The sequence below is a fragment of the Streptomyces sp. NPDC088254 genome (genome assembly GCF_044740925.1).
Lineage (GTDB): Bacteria > Actinomycetota > Actinomycetes > Streptomycetales > Streptomycetaceae > Streptomyces.
This window is the reverse complement of record NZ_JBIURQ010000013.1, coordinates 214,002-231,145: the sequence shown is the minus strand read 5'-3', so window position 1 is coordinate 231,145 and position 17,144 is coordinate 214,002. Positions and strand designations below refer to the sequence as shown.

17 protein-coding genes and 1 pseudogene are annotated in these 17,144 nt (G+C 71.5%); 12 read left to right on the top strand and 6 right to left on the bottom strand.

Annotated features, from left to right (window positions below; all coding sequences use genetic code 11):
• Positions 1-225 precede the first annotated feature (225 nt).
• A complete protein-coding gene (locus ACIOC0_RS33685) occupies positions 226-483 on the bottom strand; it encodes a glutaredoxin domain-containing protein (RefSeq protein ID WP_402159507.1) in 258 nt (85 codons plus the stop codon).
• Between the two features lie 181 nt (positions 484-664).
• On the opposite strand from ACIOC0_RS33685, the gene ACIOC0_RS33680 reads away from it, so the two are divergent.
• From ACIOC0_RS33680 to ACIOC0_RS33665, 4 genes are all read left to right on the top strand, one after another.
• Positions 665-2,863 (top strand): ATP-dependent DNA helicase UvrD2, encoded by a 2,199-nt coding sequence (locus tag ACIOC0_RS33680; protein ID WP_402159505.1) that lies wholly within the window; start codon positions 665-667, stop codon positions 2,861-2,863.
• 173 nt (positions 2,864-3,036) lie between these two features.
• On the top strand, positions 3,037-3,363 hold the full coding sequence (locus ACIOC0_RS33675; protein WP_402159503.1) for a hypothetical protein: 327 nt from the start codon (positions 3,037-3,039) through the stop codon (positions 3,361-3,363).
• 174 nt (positions 3,364-3,537) lie between these two features.
• Complete coding sequence (locus tag ACIOC0_RS33670) at positions 3,538-3,906, top strand: WhiB family transcriptional regulator (RefSeq protein ID WP_030784068.1); 369 nt, start codon at positions 3,538-3,540, stop codon at positions 3,904-3,906.
• Positions 3,903-4,226: a hypothetical protein gene (locus ACIOC0_RS33665; RefSeq protein ID WP_402159501.1), complete on the top strand. Its 324-nt coding sequence runs from the start codon at positions 3,903-3,905 to the stop codon at positions 4,224-4,226. Before ACIOC0_RS33670 ends, ACIOC0_RS33665 begins: the two co-directional genes overlap by 4 nt.
• A gap of 139 nt (positions 4,227-4,365) precedes the next feature.
• Here the strand turns inward: ACIOC0_RS33665 and ACIOC0_RS33660 are convergent, their stop codons facing one another.
• Positions 4,366-5,787 (bottom strand): ABC1 kinase family protein, encoded by a 1,422-nt coding sequence (locus ACIOC0_RS33660; RefSeq protein ID WP_402159499.1) that lies wholly within the window; start codon positions 5,785-5,787, stop codon positions 4,366-4,368.
• Positions 5,780-7,000 (bottom strand): TOMM precursor leader peptide-binding protein, encoded by a 1,221-nt coding sequence (locus ACIOC0_RS33655; protein ID WP_402159497.1) that lies wholly within the window; start codon positions 6,998-7,000, stop codon positions 5,780-5,782. Before ACIOC0_RS33655 ends, ACIOC0_RS33660 begins: the two co-directional genes overlap by 8 nt.
• A 267-nt stretch (positions 7,001-7,267) precedes the next feature.
• On the opposite strand from ACIOC0_RS33655, the gene ACIOC0_RS33650 reads away from it, so the two are divergent.
• The 4 genes from ACIOC0_RS33650 (at position 7,268) to ACIOC0_RS33635 (ending at position 11,108) form a co-directional block, all read left to right on the top strand.
• Complete coding sequence (locus ACIOC0_RS33650; RefSeq protein WP_402159495.1) at positions 7,268-7,864, top strand: M48 family metallopeptidase; 597 nt, start codon at positions 7,268-7,270, stop codon at positions 7,862-7,864.
• 102 nt (positions 7,865-7,966) lie between these two features.
• Positions 7,967-9,643 carry a TerD family protein gene (locus ACIOC0_RS33645; protein ID WP_402159493.1) on the top strand — a complete coding sequence of 559 codons (1,677 nt, stop codon included), beginning with the start codon at positions 7,967-7,969 and terminating at the stop codon, positions 9,641-9,643.
• Between the two features lie 11 nt (positions 9,644-9,654).
• Entirely contained in the window at positions 9,655-10,335 is a 681-nt protein-coding gene (locus ACIOC0_RS33640; RefSeq protein WP_402159491.1) for an AIM24 family protein, read from the top strand.
• A 17-nt stretch (positions 10,336-10,352) separates the two neighbouring features.
• Positions 10,353-11,108, top strand: a complete 756-nt coding sequence (locus tag ACIOC0_RS33635) for an AIM24 family protein (protein WP_402159490.1) — start codon at positions 10,353-10,355, stop codon at positions 11,106-11,108.
• 64 nt (positions 11,109-11,172) lie between these two features.
• On the opposite strand, the gene ACIOC0_RS33630 is transcribed toward ACIOC0_RS33635, so the two are convergent.
• Both ACIOC0_RS33630 and ACIOC0_RS33625 read right to left on the bottom strand, forming a co-directional pair.
• Positions 11,173-11,688, bottom strand: coding sequence for an NUDIX hydrolase (locus tag ACIOC0_RS33630; protein ID WP_402159489.1), 516 nt, complete (start codon positions 11,686-11,688; stop codon positions 11,173-11,175).
• The gene (locus tag ACIOC0_RS33625) at positions 11,685-13,157 is read right to left on the bottom strand and encodes a zinc-dependent metalloprotease (RefSeq protein ID WP_402159487.1); all 1,473 of its coding nucleotides are present in this window, start codon (positions 13,155-13,157) and stop codon (positions 11,685-11,687) included. The genes ACIOC0_RS33630 and ACIOC0_RS33625 overlap by 4 nt, the downstream gene beginning before the upstream one ends.
• 193 nt (positions 13,158-13,350) lie before the next feature.
• Here ACIOC0_RS33625 and ACIOC0_RS33620 point away from each other — a divergent pair, with 193 nt between their 5' ends.
• The 4 genes and pseudogenes from ACIOC0_RS33620 (at position 13,351) to ACIOC0_RS33605 (ending at position 16,461) form a co-directional block, all read left to right on the top strand.
• Positions 13,351-14,460: an SDR family oxidoreductase gene (locus tag ACIOC0_RS33620; RefSeq protein ID WP_130443718.1), complete on the top strand. Its 1,110-nt coding sequence runs from the start codon at positions 13,351-13,353 to the stop codon at positions 14,458-14,460.
• 32 nt (positions 14,461-14,492) lie between these two features.
• Positions 14,493-14,840, top strand: a pseudogene (locus ACIOC0_RS33615) (molybdenum cofactor biosynthesis protein MoaE); the annotation flags it as partial.
• Between the two features lie 250 nt (positions 14,841-15,090).
• Positions 15,091-15,312 (top strand): hypothetical protein, encoded by a 222-nt coding sequence (locus ACIOC0_RS33610; protein WP_130443714.1) that lies wholly within the window; start codon positions 15,091-15,093, stop codon positions 15,310-15,312.
• Between the two features lie 54 nt (positions 15,313-15,366).
• Positions 15,367-16,461, top strand: coding sequence for a PDZ domain-containing protein (locus ACIOC0_RS33605; protein WP_402159485.1), 1,095 nt, complete (start codon positions 15,367-15,369; stop codon positions 16,459-16,461).
• 33 nt (positions 16,462-16,494) lie between these two features.
• Here ACIOC0_RS33605 and ACIOC0_RS33600 read toward each other — a convergent pair whose 3' ends face one another.
• Positions 16,495-17,034 carry a PPA1309 family protein gene (locus tag ACIOC0_RS33600; RefSeq protein WP_242620987.1) on the bottom strand — a complete coding sequence of 180 codons (540 nt, stop codon included), beginning with the start codon at positions 17,032-17,034 and terminating at the stop codon, positions 16,495-16,497.
• Positions 17,035-17,144: the final 110 nt, after the last annotated feature.

The window sequence follows — 17,144 nt, the reverse complement described above, 5'->3', positions numbered from 1 at the left end:
GCTGCGGGGCGGCCAGCGCTCCGGGCGACTCGTCGGGTGTACGCAGGGCGATACCAGAGTGCGTAGAAGCCCGACTTTCTGTCCGTGAACGCGTCCTCGACCTGGTAGTCACACTCGGTGAGATCTTCGTGGAACACCCGTGCATCATCGCTGCCCTGCATACAGCTACATACAGCGCCGCCCCCTCGGGTGCCTCGACCGGAGGGGGCGCAGCGCGGGGGAGTGTCAGATGGCCAGAGCCTGCTTCACCTGGGCAAGGCTCGGGTTGGTCATGACGATGTTCGCGCCACCGTTGGGGGGAACCACCAGAACCGTCGGCACCGTCTGGTTTCCGCCGTTCGCCTTTTCCACGAAGGCCGCGGACTCCGGGTCCTGTTCGATGTTGATCTCGTCGTACGTGATGCCCTCGCGGTCCATCTGGCTCTTCAGCCGGCGGCAGTAGCCGCACCACGTGGTGCTGTACATCGTCACGGTGCCCGGCATGTCGGTCGCGCTCCTAAAGGCTCGGGGACGTCTGGTCGCAGTGGAGGAACGCACGGGCACGCGCCGTCATTCCCTCGGGGAAGCCCCTCACGGCGTGACGCCTGCCGCATTGGTACGACTGCGGGTGCCCCCCTGTGGACAACCGTCCCGCCCGTCTCCGGCGACCTGGCAGCATGGCTGTGTGACAGCAGCAACGCATTCCCCCCTCTTCCCGCAGGTACCGGACTCGGCCGACGCGGTGCTCGAAGGGCTCGACCCCGAGCAGCGCGAGGTGGCCACCACCCTGCGCGGTCCGGTGTGCGTGCTGGCGGGAGCCGGGACGGGCAAGACCCGGGCGATCACCCACCGCATCGCCTACGGAGTCCGCGCCGGCGTGCTGCAGCCCTCCAGCGTGCTCGCCGTCACGTTCACCAACCGCGCCGCCGGCGAGATGCGCGGCCGGCTGCGCCAGCTCGGCGCCCAGGGTGTCCAGGCCCGCACCTTCCACTCCGCCGCCCTGCGTCAGCTCCAGTACTTCTGGCCGAAAGCCGTCGGTGGCTCCCTGCCCCGGCTCGTCGACCGTAAGATCCAGCTCGTCGCCGACGCGGCGGCCGCCTGCCGCATACGACTCGACCGGGGCGAGCTGCGCGACGCCACCGCCGAGATCGAGTGGTCCAAGGTCACCCAGACCGTCCCCGCCGACTACCCGGCCGCCGCCGCCGTGGCGGGCCGCGACGCCCCCCGCGACCCCGCGGAGATCGCCCAGCTCTACGCCGCCTACGAGGACCTCAAACGGCAGCGCGCCGTCATCGACTTCGAGGACGTGCTGCTGCTGACCGTCGCCGTCCTCCAGGACCGGCGCGACATCGCCGAGCAGGTCCGCGCCCAGTACCAGCACTTCGTCGTCGACGAGTACCAGGACGTCAGCCCCCTCCAGCAGCGCCTGCTGGAGCTCTGGCTCGGCGACCGGGACGACCTGTGCGTGGTGGGCGACGCCAGCCAGACGATCTACTCGTTCACCGGAGCCACCCCCGACCATCTTCTGGACTTCCGTACCCGCCACCCCGGCGCCACCGTCGTCAAGCTGGTCCGCGACTACCGCTCCACGCCCCAGGTCGTCCATCTCGCCAACGGTCTGCTCGCCCAGGCCCGGGGCCGCGCCGCCGACCACCGCCTGGAGCTGATCTCCCAGCGCGCCCCGGGGCCGGATCCCGCCTTCTGCGAGTACATCGACGAGCCCGCCGAGGCCGAGGGCGCCGCCCGCCGCATCCGCGAACTGCTCGACGCCGGCGTCCCGGCCGCCGAGATCGCCGTCCTGTTCCGCACCAACGCCCAGTCCGAGACCTACGAACAGGCCCTCGCCGACGCCGGCATCCCCTACCAGTTGCGCGGCGCCGAGCGGTTCTTCGACCGGCCCGAGGTGCGCAAGGCCATCGTCTCCCTGCGCGGCTCAGCCCGTTTCAGCGGCAACGACACCTTCCTCGACGACGCCGACGACCTGCCCTCCCAGGTGCGTGCCGTGCTGTCCGGCGAAGGCTGGACGCCCAAGCCGCCCGCCGGTTCCGGCGCCGTCAGAGAGCGCTGGGAGTCGCTGGCCGCCCTGGTCCATCTGGCGCAGGACTTCGCCGCCGCACGCCCCGGCGCCACCCTCGCAGACCTGGTCGCCGAGCTCGACGAGCGGGCCAACGCCCAGCACGCTCCGACGGTGCAGGGCGTCACCCTCGCCTCCCTGCACTCGGCCAAGGGCCTGGAGTGGGACGTCGTCTTCCTGGTCGGCGTCGCCGAGGGCATGATGCCGATCACCTACGCGAAGACCGACGAGCAGATCGAGGAGGAGCGCCGTCTCCTGTACGTCGGGGTCACCCGCGCCCGCGAGCGTCTCCATATCTCCTGGGCGCTGTCCCGCTCGCCCGGCGGACGGCCCAGCCGCCGCCCCAGCCGCTTCCTCGACGGGTTGCGGCCCGGCTCCGGCGGCGCGGCGGGGCGGGGCTGGTCCGCCGCCCCAGGAGGCGTCGAGCGCGGTGTGACGAGCCGGCCGGCGGGAGTCTCCGCCGTGCCCCGGCGGACGCAGCGCACCCCGGCCCGCTGCCGGGTCTGCGGGCGCGGTCTGACCGACGCCGGCGAGATGAAGCTGATGCGCTGTGAGGACTGCCCTTCGGACATGGACGAGGGCCTCTACGAGCGGTTGCGCGACTGGCGTGCGATCCAGGCGGGGCGCAACGGTCAGCCCGCGTACTGCGTCTTCACCGACAAGACCCTCATCGCGATCGCCGAGGCCGTCCCCGAGGAGGCGGCTGAGCTGGCGCGGATTCCGGGGGTCGGTATGCGCAAGTTCCACCGCTACGGGGCCGATGTACTGGCCATCTGCGCAGGCCAGGACCCGCCTGGAGAGGCCGAATGAGACTGATCCGAACTCGTCGAAAAAATAGTTTGCGCATGCCCCGGCAATCCCCATAGGTTCTTAGGCACGAGAACAGAGGCCTTCTCGAAGGCCCTGATCCCGTGCTCTACTTGCATATCCGTCGGGCCGGGCTCACCCCTGGTCCCCCGAGACGCCGAGAGGAGGCGATTGCAGTGATCATCAACAACACCAGCTCCACCAGCACCGCCAAACTGACCGATCGCTCGATCGTCTCCATGTGCATGCTCGGCGCCTCGAACCTGGGCACCGGTCTGTCCGGCATTCGTGCCGATCGGCCGGCGTCCTCCTCCGTCGCTCTTGCGGGCCTCCCTGTCCGCGAGCGCAGCGAGCGACCGACCAAGGCACTGGAAGCGGCAGTAGTGGCACAGGCGAAGGCCTATGCCTTTACGGCGACCGGTGCCGGATTCCGGAAGCAGACGACGCAGCACCACCAGATGTGGGCCTTCCGTGGGCCAGAACCCTGGAGTGATCCAGCCTGATCTCTGATCAGGCCGGCGCCTTCAGGGCCGCGGAACCCCATCCGGGATCCGCGGCCCTTCTGTTTGTCCTCCACCAGGGACGACGAAGCGAAGGGGCCTCGGGACAGGAAAAGAACCCGGTACCAGCCGCCACCGGCCCCACAGGGCCGACCGACCAGACGAGGAAGACGAACCGTGCAACTCGAAGCGCACGCCCCGTCCGTACCGCCTTCCGAAACGATCCCCCCGCCCGGCCTCACGGAGGACTCCGCCTTGACCCCGCTCACCGCGCTCACCGCGCTCGACGACGCCATCGAGAACCTGGGGGTGCCCGTCCCCTGCCGTTCCTACGACCCGGAGGTCTTCTTCGCCGAGTCGCCGGCGGACGTCGAGTACGCCAAGTCCCTCTGCCGCACCTGCCCGCTGATGGAGGCCTGCCTCGCCGGAGCCAAGGAGCGGCGTGAGCCCTGGGGCGTCTGGGGTGGCGAGCTGTTCGTCCAGGGTGTCGTCGTCGCCCGGAAGCGGCCGCGTGGCCGCCCGCGCAAGAACCCGGTCACAGCATGAACATCGCAGGAACCATCGACCGTCCCCTCACGCACGACCCCAAGAAGCAGGCCCCGATGAAGCCGTCCACCAGCGAGCCCGCAGGCTCCGCGACCGAAGACGTCACCACCACCGGCGCGAACGACTCGCGTCAGAACAGGACCCGAGAGATGCAACTCATCCCAGAAGCCCTGGCACGTGCGCATATGCACGACCGGCTGCACGAGGCCGAGCGGGAACGCCGGGCCATGCGCGTGGCGACCGCCCGCCGGATGCAGCGCCGGGCCGAGCGCGCCTCGCTGCGCGCTCGCCGGGCGCTCGCGATGGCCGTGATGCAGTAGCCCTTCCCACCTGAAGCGGTGGCCTCCCGATGAGGGAGGCGAAGCTCTCCCGCGGGGGCCGGTCCGTCCGAACGGACCGGCCCCGCGGTGCGTTCACGCGGTGGCCGGCCCCGGCCGCGAGGCTGACAGGTCGGCCGTATCACGCCTGAGCCGCTGTGTCCTCCCCGTCCTCCTCGTCCGCCTCCAGGTCCGTCTGGAGGACGTCCGCGAGTTCTTCCTCCTCGTCCGCCTCCAGGACGAACCCCGGGAGCCACGCCTCCAGTTCCTCGCGCAGCCGCACCGCCGCGCCGAGCTGGCAGAGCACACCGATCGTGCTGAGCGTCACCCGGTGGATCAGCAGATACGCCGGGGGGAGGTTGAGCTGCTTGCCCAGTTGATGGGCGGGGGAGCGAGGGTCGGCGATCCGTGTGGCCTGGCTGCGCATCCAGTCACGGGTGAAGGTGAACTCCTCCACCCGGGCCGGCTCGATGATCGGCAGGAGGTAGTCCAGAACGGCGTCCGGGTCCAGCTCTATGGACTCCTTGACGAAGCCCTCCCTGCGCAGCAGTTCGTAGACCGCGGTGGCCTCACCGTCCAGTGTCATCCGCAGGGATTCGCCGATGGGTCCGGGGAGGCCGCCCGGGAGCCGGTCCACGGTGCCGAAGTCCAAGACGCCCAGCCGCCAGTCGTCCTCGCCGTCGGGGCCGCCGGGCAGCAGACGGAAGTTGCCGGGGTGCGGGTCGGCGTGCAGCAGGCCGGTGCGGGCCGGGCCGGAGAAGAGGAAGCGGGACAGCAGCTGGCCGGCGCGGTCCCGTTGCTCCTGGGTGCCGTCGGAGATCACCTCGGAGAGCGGCACTCCGTCGATCCACTCGGTGATCAGCACCTGGTCGCCCTGGTGGACCACTGCCGGGACCACGACGTCGGGATCGTCGGCGAACTCCTCGGCGTGAGCCTGCTGGGCCTGCGCCTCCAGGCCGTAGTCCAGTTCCTCGGAGACCCGGTCCCGTAGCTCGGTGATCAACGGCTTGACGTCCATGCCGGGGACGAGAGGGCCCAACAGACGGGCGAAGCGGCTGAGTTGGGTCAGGTCGGACAGCAGGGCCTCGCCCGCCCCGGGATACTGCACCTTGACCGCGACCGCGCGCCCGTCATGCCACACCGCCCGGTGCACCTGGCCGATCGAGGCGGCGGCGGCAGGTTTGTCGTCGAACTCCAGGAACAGGTCCGTCCAGTCCTCGCCGAGCCGCTCGGCGAGCGCGGCGTGCACCGTGCGGGTCGGCATCGGCGGCGCCGCCTCCTGGAGCTTGGTGAGGGCCGCCCGGTAGGGGCCGGCGATCTCCTCGGGCAGGGCCGACTCGAAGACGGACAGGGCCTGCCCGAACTTCATCGCGCCGCCCTTCAACTCGCCGAGGACCTTGAACAGTTGTTCCGCGGTGCGCTGCTGCAGCTCGCGGCCGACGATCTCCGCGGACTCGCCCACGATGCGCTTGCCCAGGCCCCAGGTCGCCCGGCCGGCGAAGCCGAGCGGGAGCGCGGCGAGCTTGGCGGTCCGGGTGACCGCCTTCCGGGGAAGATCAGACATGCGCCCTCCAAGTCCCAGCCGACCGCGTCGCTTGTGGCGTACGGCCCAACCCGGTCGAATGCCGTTGCTCCGCCATTGTCGCGCGTGACCCCCCGTCCTCGGGGCGAGTGTGTTCCTCCTTACCTTTCTCCGCCGCCCCGCACGAGCACCCGGAGTGTGCCCACACCGGTCGCGCGTGCCACTGGAGCGTCGGCAGGGCGACCTCCCAGCGCGCGCCCGCGCTCGACGGGAGCTTGCCGTCGAGGAAGGCGACCGCGTGCGCCGCCGCCAGCCCGGCGACGGTCGCTGCCAGCGTCAGATCGCAGGCGCGGGCCGGGCGCCGCCGTACCCCGGAGTGCCACTGAGCGACCAGGCGCGGCCAGGCCGGATCACGATCGGTGCGCCCCTGGTGCAGACAGCCGGCGCACGCCGTCTCCCCGGGGAGGACCAGCGGGCCCACAAGCCCCGTCGCCTCCACCACCCCGGCGTACAGGTGCGGTGTGCCCGAGGCGATCAGAGGCTCGGCCGCCGAAGGAGCGGGCGCGTGCACGGACACGTCGTCCCGAGGGGCGAGGACGACCAGGGAGAAGCCGGGTGAGTCCGTCTCGGCCGGGGAGTGCGGGCTTCTGCGGGGCGGGCGGTCCGGGGCTGCCCCGCGCGCCGCGCGCCCCGCGGCCTCGTCCCGGCGTTCGCCCACCGTTTCCACGGTCAGTCCGCCCGGTGCGACGTCCCCCGGCTCCACCCGGCCGCCGTCGCGCACGTCCACCTCGCCCACCCCGGCGCCTGACAGGAGCGACGCCAGGACCGAGCCGACCCGTCCCGCCCCGCGTACCTGCACCCGCATCCGTCGCCGTGCCGCCAGGCGGCCGAGCGCTTCGCCCGGTTCGGAGGCGGTCAGCGAGAGCGAGGCCAGGTCGGGACGCAGCCGCTCCATGACGTCCTTCTTCTCCCGCAGCGCGTCGGCGTCCGGCCCACCGCCGCGCGCGTCGTCCAGCAGTCCGGCCCGGGCCAGCCGCTTCACCAGCAGGTCCACGTGATCATCGGGCAAGTCCATGCGCCTGCCCTCCTGACGCAGGAGCGGCATACCGCGGGTGCCGTCCAGCAGGTCCAGGAAACTGCCCGTCGCGGTGTCCATCGGGCCGAGCGTCAAGGCGTGCGCCGGCGTCATCCCGAACTGCACGGTGTTGAGGTCGCGCCAGCCGCGCCGCAGCGCGGGCTTCACCATCGGATGCATCGAGAACCCCCGTCAGCCTGAGATCACGGCCCCCGCCGGGATCAGCCTGCAACTCCTCACACCGGCGGAGCGGAGGCGTGGGGACGACCTCGCTCCGCCGGCTCGTGCCAGCATGCCGGGGACTCGAAGACCGGTGCCGAAAGTTGTCCACAGGCCGACTGGTTCGTCGTACTAATCCGTCGTACGAGGCAGGACGGCGGTCGGCGCTCGGAACCCGACCGCCCCGGAGTCGGGACTTCCGCCATGCGCAGCGGGTAACGTCTTGGCGTGCCCGCCGACCCACCGCACCGCGCCAGAAAGCCACAGCGCAGCACGACGAACCAGCCGCCGAGCGGTTCGGGGACGAGCGCGATCGAGGTCCGCAGAAGCGCCCGCCGACGCCGGACGGTCTCCGCGTACCGCGAGGGCGATCGCACCATCGTGCTCATCCCCGCCCGGATGTCCGCGGCCGAGGAGCAGCGCTGGGTGAGCGTCATGCTCGACAAGCTGGCCGCCCAGGAGAGCCGGCGCGTCCCCGGCGACGCCGAACTGGCCGAACGCGCCGAGCGGCTGTCGGCGCAGTACTTCGCCGGCCGGGCGCGGGCCGCCTCCGTGCGCTGGGTGACCAACCAGAACACCCGCTGGGGCTCGTGCACCCCGGCCGAGGGCAGCATCCGTCTGTCGCACCGGCTCAAGGGCATGCCGGAGTACGTCATCGACTACGTCCTGCTGCACGAGCTCGCGCATCTGCTCGTGCCCGGCCACGGCGCCGACTTCTGGCGGCTGCTGGAGGCCTATCCGCGCACCGAGCGGGCCCGCGGCTACCTGGAAGGGGTGGCCGCCGCCGCCCGCCCGCCCAAGGATCCCGGCGCGCCCGAGGACTGAGCCCGTTGTGTACCGGGTCTGTACCGACATCGTCCGATGTCGGAGTTTGCCGTTAGCCTGGCGCGACGCACTTCGAATCGGGATGGGGGACGGTCGTTACGCATGACCAGGCAATTCCAGCGCGGCCACAAGGCCAGGATCAGTGATCTCACCGCGGGCACGGATCTGTACGTCGGTGTGCAGATCTCCGGTCCGGGCCTGACCTTCGACATCAGCTGCTTCGGCCTCGACGCCGACGAGCGGCTCTCCGACGACCGGTACTTCGTCTTCTTCAACCAGCCGAAGTCCCCCGAGGAGTCCATCCAGCTCCTGGGCGCCCAGGCGGGCGACACGGAGTCCTTCCGCGTCACCCTCGACCGGATCCCCCCGCAGATCCAGAAGCTGTCCTTCACGGCGACCGTCGACGGCGCCGGGCAGATGTCGCAGATCGGCCCCGGCTACCTCCGGATCGTGGCGGGCGGCGAGGAGGTGGCCCGGTACGCGTTCGACGGCTCGGAGTTCTCCACCGAGCGAGCCGTGATGCTGGGCGACTTCTACCTGAAGGACGTCTGGCGTTTCGCGGCGGTCGGCCAGGGCTTCGACGGCGGTCTGGACGCGCTGCTGAAGAACTTCGGCGGCGAGGTCCTGGAGGAGGAGGCGCCCGCCGCTCCCCAGCAGCCGCAGTCCGGCGCCGTTCCCGGGTTCGCCCCGCCGGCCCAGGCCGACGCGCCGCCCGCGTTCGGCGTCCCCGCCGCCGCGCCCTCCGCCCCGCACCAGCCGCAGCCCGCACCGCAGAGCTTCGCCCCGCCCGCCGCGACGCCGTCGGCCCCGGCCCCGCCTCCCGCGCCGGCGCCCTCGATGCACGCCGCGCCGACCATCGTCGCGCCGCTGACCCCGCCCGGCGGCGCACCTGTCCCGCCGCCCGCCCCGGCCCCCGCGCCCTACGGCCAGCCGGGTCAGCCCGGCCAGCAGCCGCCGTACGGCCAGCCACCCCACCAGCAGTCCTACGGCCAGGCCGTCCCCGGCGCCCCGACCGCACCGCTGCCCCCCGGCTACGCCCAGCCGCCCCAGGCACCTCAGGCCCCCACCGGTCACGGCCAGCAGCCCTACGGTGTGCCGCAGGGCGCGCCCCAGGGCGGCGCCGGAGTGTCGGCCGCGCTCCAGAAGTTCAAGGAGACGCCTACCGGTCAGCGCTGGACGCAGCAGAACAAGAAGCTGATCCGCGTCGACCTCGGCATCGGCGGCCAGCCCGTGCTGGCCCGCCAGGGCAGCATGGTGCTCTACCAGGGCAAGGTCGACTTCAGTTACAAGGGCGCCGGGTTCGCCGGCCGGATCGTGGGCAATGCGACCGGTCAGGAGATGCAGCTGATGCGCTGCACCGGCCAGGGACAGGTGTTCCTCGCCGACAACTCCACGATGCTGCACCCCATCGAACTCCAGGGTGACGGCATCTGCGTCTCCGCCGAGAACGTCCTCGCCTTCGACGAGAGCCTCCAGCACGAGGTGCGCCGCGTCGAGGGGCACGGCATCCCCGGCGGCGCCCTGTTCACCATGCAGTTCACCGGCACCGGGACGATCGTCGTGAAGACGCACGGCACACCCGTCGTCCTGCCGGTCACGCCCACCACGTTCGCCGACTGCAACGCCGTCGTTGCCTGGTCGGCCGCCGCCCAGGTGGTCGTCTCCAGCCAGGTGCGGATGCGCCGCAACGCCTACCCCGGCGACACCGGCGAGAGCGTCAACCTCCAGTTCCGGGGCGCGCCCGGCAACTTCATCGTCGTCCAGCCGTACGAGGTCTGAGGGAGCCCGTCATGAACCAGCCGCTCGCGGGCTTCGCCCCCGCACCCGTGACCGCCCGTATGGAGAACCACGGCAGCCACATGCTGAAGGTCGCCCTCCAGACCGGGAACGACCTCCTCGCGCGCGTGGGCTCGATGATCGCCTACGAGGGCTTCATCCAGTACGAGCCCAACCCGCCGGCCGTGCGCCAGATCGCGCGCGACTGGATGACGGGGGAGGGCGCGCCGCTGATGAAGTGCTCCGGCGACGGTCTGCTCTACCTTGCCGACTACGGCGCCGACGTCGTCCTGATCAACCTCAACGGTGACGGCATCTCCGTCAACGCCACCAATCTGCTCGCCTTCGACGCCCACCTCACCTGGGGCGTGGAGCGGGTCAAGGGGCTGGCGAAGTTCGCCGGTCAGGGCCTGTGGAACACGAGGATCTCCGGGCAGGGCTGGGTCGCGCTGACCTCCCGGGGCAAGCCGATCGTCGTCGACTGCGGCGGCGGCGAGAACGAGACGTACGTCGACCCGGACGCGCTGGTCGCCTGGTCGCCGAACCTCAAGGTCAAGGGCAAGCGCAGCTTCAAGGCGCAGTCGCTCATCGGCCGGGGCAGCGGCGAGGCCTACCAGATGGCCTTCTCCGGTGAGGGCATCGTCGTCGTCCAGCCCAGCGAGGACAGCACCGACCGTCTCCGGGTCCGGGGCTGAGGGGGAGCCAGAGCACCATGCAGAGTTCGCTTTTCGCCTACAACGACCAGCCGACCCAGGAGCGCTGGAGCCTGCAGAACAAGCAGATGCTCCGCGTCGCCCTGGAGGGCCACGACGACATCCTCGCCCGCAAGGGCACCATGGTCGCCTACCAGGGGATGGTGGAGTTCGACGCCGAGTACCGGAGCGGCAACCAGGCACGCGCGCGTGCGCGCACCGGCGAGGGCCTGGACCTGATGCGCTGTCATGGGCAGGGCACCGTCTACCTCGCCAACCTGGCCCAGCACATTCACCTCGTGGATGTGGAGCAGGACGGCCTCACCGTCGACAGCAGCTACGTCCTCGCCATGGACTCCTCGCTGCACCACGAGGTCATCGCCGTCGACAGCCTCTACGGCATCTCCGGCTCGGGGAAGTACCAGCTCAACATCACCGGCCGGGGCCGGGTCGCCCTGATGACGTCCGGCGCCCCGCTGATGATGCAGGTGACGCCCGACAAGTACGTCAACTGCGACGCGGACGCGATCGTCGCCTGGTCCACCGGGCTGCGGGTGCAGATGCAGGCCCAGACGCATTCCTCGGGGGTGTGGCGGCGGCGCGGCAACACCGGTGAGGGCTGGGAGCTGAGCTTCATGGGCACCGGCTTCGCACTGGTCCAGCCGAGTGAACTGCTGCCCCCGCAGAACGCCCAGATCGGCTCCGGGCTCGCCGCGCAGTACGGCGTGGGGCAGCAGGGGGCGCGGGCGCAGAACCAGGGCAACGTCTGGAGCTGACGGTCCGAGAAGACGAACGTGTGAGGGGCGGTCACTCCTGTGGCCGCCCCTCACACGTTCGCGTTCACAGTCGTGCGCGCGTCGCCTCCACCAGGCGCACGACCGAGCCGTCCGCCACGCCCGCGACCTCCTGGTAGGGGAACCAGCGCAGGTCGAGGGACTCGTCGCTGATGGCCTCCAGGGCGCCGTCGGGAGCGAGCGCCGCGTACTGGACGTCGAGGTGCCAGGCGCACGGTGTGAGATGCCGGTCCAGACGCACCGGGCCGCCCGGGAGCAGGTTCAGGCCGGCGATGCCCGACTCCTCGGTGGCCTCGCGCAGGGCGGCGTCCGCGAGCGTCGCGTCGCCCGGCTCGCAGTGGCCGCCCATCTGGAGCCACATCCGCAGCTTCCGGTGCAGCGTCAGCAGCACCCGGCCGCGCGCGGGGTCGATCACCAGGGCGCTGGCGGTGATGTGCCCGGCCTCGCAGGCCTTCCACATGCCGTCCGGGTGGGTCTGGAGGTGCTCCAGGTACGTCCGGCACAGCTCTTGCTGGTCCTCGTACTCCTTCAGGACGAGGACCGCGTCGTCATGCAGGCTCACTCGGTGTCGTCGTCCTTCGCGCCGCCCGGCTCCGGCTTGCCCGCCTCCGGCTTCTCCGGCCCCTTGTCCAGGTCCTGCTTCCCGCCGGTCGAACCGCTCGCCGCCTCGCCGAGGATCTTGTCCAGCTCCGAGAAGTCCAGCTGCTCGCGGTGGACGAAGCCGTCCGGGTCGTCCAGGTCGGCGGCGGTCGGCAGCATGTCGGGGTGGGCCCACAAGCCGTCGCGGCCGTCGACACCGCGCGCGTCGGTCAGCGACGCCCACAGCCGGGACGCGTCGCGCAGGCGGCGCGGGCGCAGCTCCAGACCGATCAGCGTGGCGAACGTCTGCTCCGCGGGACCGCCCGAGGCGCGGCGGCGGCGCAGGGTCTCGCGCAGCGCGTCCGCCGAGGACAGGCGCGGCTTGGCCGCCGCGTGCACCACCGCGTCCACCCAGCCCTCGACCAGCGCCAGGGCCGTCTCCAGACGGGCCAGGGCGGCCTTCTGCTCGGGGGTGTCCTCCGGCTGGAACATGCCCTGCTGGAGCGCGTCCTGAAGCTGCTCGGGGTTCTGCGGGTCGAACTGGCCGACCACGTCCTCCAGCTTGGCGGTGTCGACCTTGATCCCGCGCGCGTAGCCGTCGACCGCGCCGAACAGATGCGAGCGCAGCCACGGCACGTGTGCGAAGAGACGCTGGTGGGCGGCCTCGCGCAGGGCGAGGTACAGCCGCACCTCGTCCTTCGGGACGCCGAGGTCCTTGCCGAACGCCTCGACGTTCGCCGGCAGCAGCGCGGCCTTGCCGGCCGGGCCGAGCGGCAGGCCGATGTCGGTCGAGCCGACGACCTCGCCCGCGAGGACGCCGACGGCCTGCCCGATCTGCGAGCCGAACATGGCGCCGCCCATCGAGCGCATCATGCCGATCAGCGGGCCGGCCATGGCCTGCATCTCCTCCGGCAGGACGTCGCCCATGGCCGTGCCGACGCGCTCGGCGACCGGGTTGACCAGCTCCTTCCACGCCGGCAGCGTCGCCTCGACCCACTCCGCGCGCGACCACGCCACGGCCGATCCGGCGCCGGACGGCAGGGAGGTCGCGTCGTCCAGCCACAGGTCGGCCAGACGGACGGCTTCCTGCACGGAGGAGTGCTCGGCGGGGCCGACACTCGCGTCCTTGACGCCGTCGGAGGTGCCCTGGGCGACCGTCTGACGGGCGATCTGCTGGGCCATGTCCCAGTTCACCGGGCCGCCCTCGTAGGAGAGCATCTGGCCGAGCTGCTGGAATGCGGCGCCCAGGTCGGTGGGGTTCAGCGAACCGAACATGGCAGCGAGCGGGTTGTCGGCACCCGGGCCGCCGAAGCCGCCGGCGCCGGACAGCCCGAAACCGAACGGGTTGGCCGGTCCCTGCCCACCGCCGCTCTGCGGGTCCTTCTTCTTGCCCTCGTCGCCGTCTTCCGGCTCCTCCGGCGGAAGGCCGAATCCGAATGGGGTGTCACTCACGGGGTTCCTCGGCTGGTAAGGCCACCGGCTCTCGGCCGGCGGCGCGGCTGCCCTGCAACACCACCCAGCGTAGACACCCCGGCTCGATCGGGCCTCGGTGCTTCGCCGACTCTCGGCCTGCGGCAGGATGGATGCCACTTGGTACGTACGCGCCACTCGCGCTCGTATGGAAAACAACCGCTGGAGACACCTGGTGAGTTCCCCAGATCCGCAGGTTCGCGCAGCGCGAAACCACTCGGCTCCGTCCGCGGGGCGCGGGCCCGTCGTCGCCGTCACCGGCGCCGCGACCGGAGTGGGCGCGCTGCTCACCGAGCGGCTCGCCGCGTCGGACGAGATCAAGCAGGTCGTCGCCATCGACGAGCGGCGCGGTGAGTGCGACGCGGCGCAGTGGCACATCCTCGACGTCCGGGATCCCGCCATCGCCGACAAGCTGCGCGGCGCGGACGTGGTGGTCCACCTGGCGCTCGACCTGGACCTGGGGAGCGACTCCGCCGCCCGGACGGCGTACAACGTGCGCGGTACGCAGACCGTGCTCACCGCCGCCGCGGCGGCCGGGGTGCACCGCGTGGTGCTGTGCACCTCCACGATGGTCTACGGGGCGCTGCCCGACAATGAGCTGCCGCTGTCGGAGGACGCGGAGCTGAAGGCGACGGCGGAGGCGACCGGTGTCGGGGACCTGCTGGAGATCGAGCGGCTGGCGCGGCGCGCCCCGCGCGCGCATCCCGGCCTGAACGTCACCGTGGTGCGGCCCGCGGTGTTGGTGGGAGGCACGGACACCGCGCTGACCCGGTACTTCGAGTCGCCCCGGCTGCTCGTCGTCGCCGGGTCGCGGCCCGCGTGGCAGTTCTGCCACGTCGAGGACCTGTGCGGTGCGCTGGAGTACGCCGTCCTGGAGAAGGTGGACGGGGAGCTGGCCGTGGGCTGCGACGGATGGCTGGAGCAGGAGGAGGTGGAGGAGCTCAGCGGGATCCGGCGGATGGAGCTGCCGTCGGCGGTCGCGCTGGGGGCCGCCGCCCGGCTGCACCGGATCGGTCTGACGCCGTCCCCGGCGGGGGACCTGGCGTACACGATGTACCCGTGGGTGGTGAGCGGGAGCCGGCTGCACGACGCGGGGTGGCGGCCGGGGTGGACCAACGAGGAGGTCCTGGCGGAGCTGCTGGAGGAGGTGTCCGGGCGGCACACGGTGGCCGGGCGCCGGCTCGGGCGCAAGGACGCGACGGCCGCGGGCGCCGCGGGAGCGACGGTCGCCCTGCTGGGTGCGGCGGCCGTGGTGCGGCGGGCCCGGAAGGCCCGGCGGCGGTAGCGGGCTGAGGCGCCCGGCCCGCGTGGGGCAGTATGGAGAGTATGGCTTCCAGTAACGATCACCCGGGTGAGCAGGGCTCTTCCGACCCGCTCAAGTTGATCGCCGTCCGTGACACCGCGCTCTCCCTGGACGAGGTCTTCCGGGCCGTCGGGGACGACGCGGCCGGTGGCACCGCGCTGTTCGTGGGGACCGTGCGCGACCACGACGGGGGTGCCGACGTCGACTCGCTCGCGTACTCCGCCCACCCCACCGCAGAGGCGGAGATGCGGCGGATCGCCGAGAAGGTCGTCGCCGGCTACCCGGTGCGGGCGCTGGCCGCCGTGCACCGGGTGGGCGAGCTGAAGGTGGGCGACCTGGCCGTCGTCGTCGCCGTGTCGTGCCCGCACCGGGGCGAGGCCTTCGAGGCCTGCCGGAAGCTGATCGACGACCTCAAGCACGAGGTGCCCATCTGGAAGCACCAGAGGTTCTCCGACGGCACGGACGAATGGGTCGGGACCTGCTGACGCGCGCCTGCTGAGGCGGGCCTGCTGACGTGAGGCCGCTGATGCGGGCCCGCTGACGCACCGCGTCACGCGTCGATCATCTCCCGGTTGCGTAACCCGACCCCTGCCGTGAGCGTTGTCAGTGCGGATGGTTAATCTGCTGATCAGTCAGTTGCTGTGGGCTCACTTCGGTCGGGAGGTCGGCATGGCGGTGCTCGCCTGGTTGTTGATTCCGCTGGTGGCCGCGGTCGGCGCCGGTCTGTGGGGCAGCTGGGCCAACCGGACCCGCAGGGTCCGCGGCGACGGGCCGGAACTCGACGGCTACGCGCGCTTCCGGGCGGCCATGGAGAGGTCCCACACCGGTTCATGATCCGGCAAGTGGCCCTGACGGTGCGCTGACAGAGGCGTCCCGTACTGTCGAGGCATGCCACGCCGCACCGCGACGATGCTCGCCTCCACCCTGATGCTGATCGCGCTCCTGTGCGCGGGAGTGCTCATCCCCGTGCCGTATTCGGAGATGTCCCCGGGGCCCACGGTGAACACCCTCGGCGAGCATGACGGCGAGCCGGTGCTGCAGATCTCCGGACGCAAGACCTACGAGTCGACCGGCCACCTGAACATGACCACCGTGCGGGTCACCGGCGCCGAATACCGGATGAACCTCGTCGAGACGGTCTACGGCTGGCTCGCGCACGACTACAAGGTCGTACCCCACGACACGCTCTACCCGGACGGCAAGACCGAGGAGCAGTCCACCCAGGAGAACGCCGAGGAGTTCAGCCAGTCCCAGGAGAGCGCCAAGGTCGCCGCCCTGAAGGAGCTGGACGTCCCGGTGCGGTCCTGGGTGATCGTCTCCACCGTGGTCAAGGGCTCGCCCGCCGAGGGCAGGCTGCACGCCGGCGACGTCATCAAGACCGTCGACGGCACGGACGTCAAGGCGCCCGGGGACGTGGCGAAGCTGGTCACCAAGCACAAGCCGGGCGAGAAGGTCGTCTTCGGGATCGTGCCCGCCAAGGAGCAGGCGGCCGCCGAGAAGGAGAACCGGACGCCGAACAAGGCGGAGACGGTCACCATCACCACCGCCAGGTCCGACGACCAGGGGCAGCAGCGCGCGATCGTCGGGATCTCCGCCGGGACCGACCACACCTTCCCGTTCACCATCGACATCAAGCTGGCAGACGTCGGCGGCCCGAGCGCCGGCCTGATGTTCGCGCTCGGCATCTACGACAAGCTCACCCCGGGGAGTCTGACCGGCGGCAAGTTCGTCGCCGGTACCGGGACCATCGACGACGACGGCAAGGTCGGGCCGATCGGCGGCATCCAGATGAAGACGGTCGGCGCGCGCGCCAAGGGCGCCCAGTACTTCCTGACGCCCGCCGACAACTGCGCGGAGGCCGCCGAGGACGTCCCCGACGGGCTGACGCTCGTCAAGGTGGACACCATCGGCGACGCTCTCGGCGCCCTGGCGGACATCCGCGGCGGCGACACGGCCGGCCTGCCGAAGTGCACGACCGGGTGAGCCACGCGGGGCCGCGCCAGGCCCCGCGACCTGCTACTCGAAGGTCGCCGACAGGGCCTCCGCGAGACCCGGGACCAGCTTGGCGCCCGTGAGGACCTCCGACGGGGCGTCCTTCTCACGCAGCCGCAGGGCCGACTCGCGCGTGCCGTCGCGCAGGACCGCCACCGTCATCCGCACCTCCTGACGGTCGGGGTGGTCGGCCACCCACCGCGTCAGCTTCGACCCGCTCAGCCCCTGCGGGACCTGCGCCTCGGCGGACGGCGGCAGCATCAGACGCTCCACGGTCAGCGCGCAGCCGACCACCGCGTCCGGCCAGGCGATCGTGGCGAGGAACTCGTCGAGCGGCTTGTCCGTTGGCACTTCGTCCTGCTCGATCGGAGTGAGACCGGTCGTGGCGGACTCGTCGTCCAGACCGAGCTGGGCGGCGAGCGACGGTTCCTGCGTCCGCAACCGTGCGGTGTCTACGAGGGCGAAGAGGCGGGCGGGCTGGTCCCAGCCGAGGCCGGATGCGTACTCGTCGATCTCGAGTACGGCCCGGGTGAGAGGGCTCGCTGCCATGGGAGTGTTGGACATGGTCACAATCCTGCCTCGTTCCTGGCCGGAATCGGGAACCGAGTAAAGGGTGAGTAAGTTGCATAGGTGGGGGCCCACGATCACGGGGCGTCCCACACGGTCCACGAACA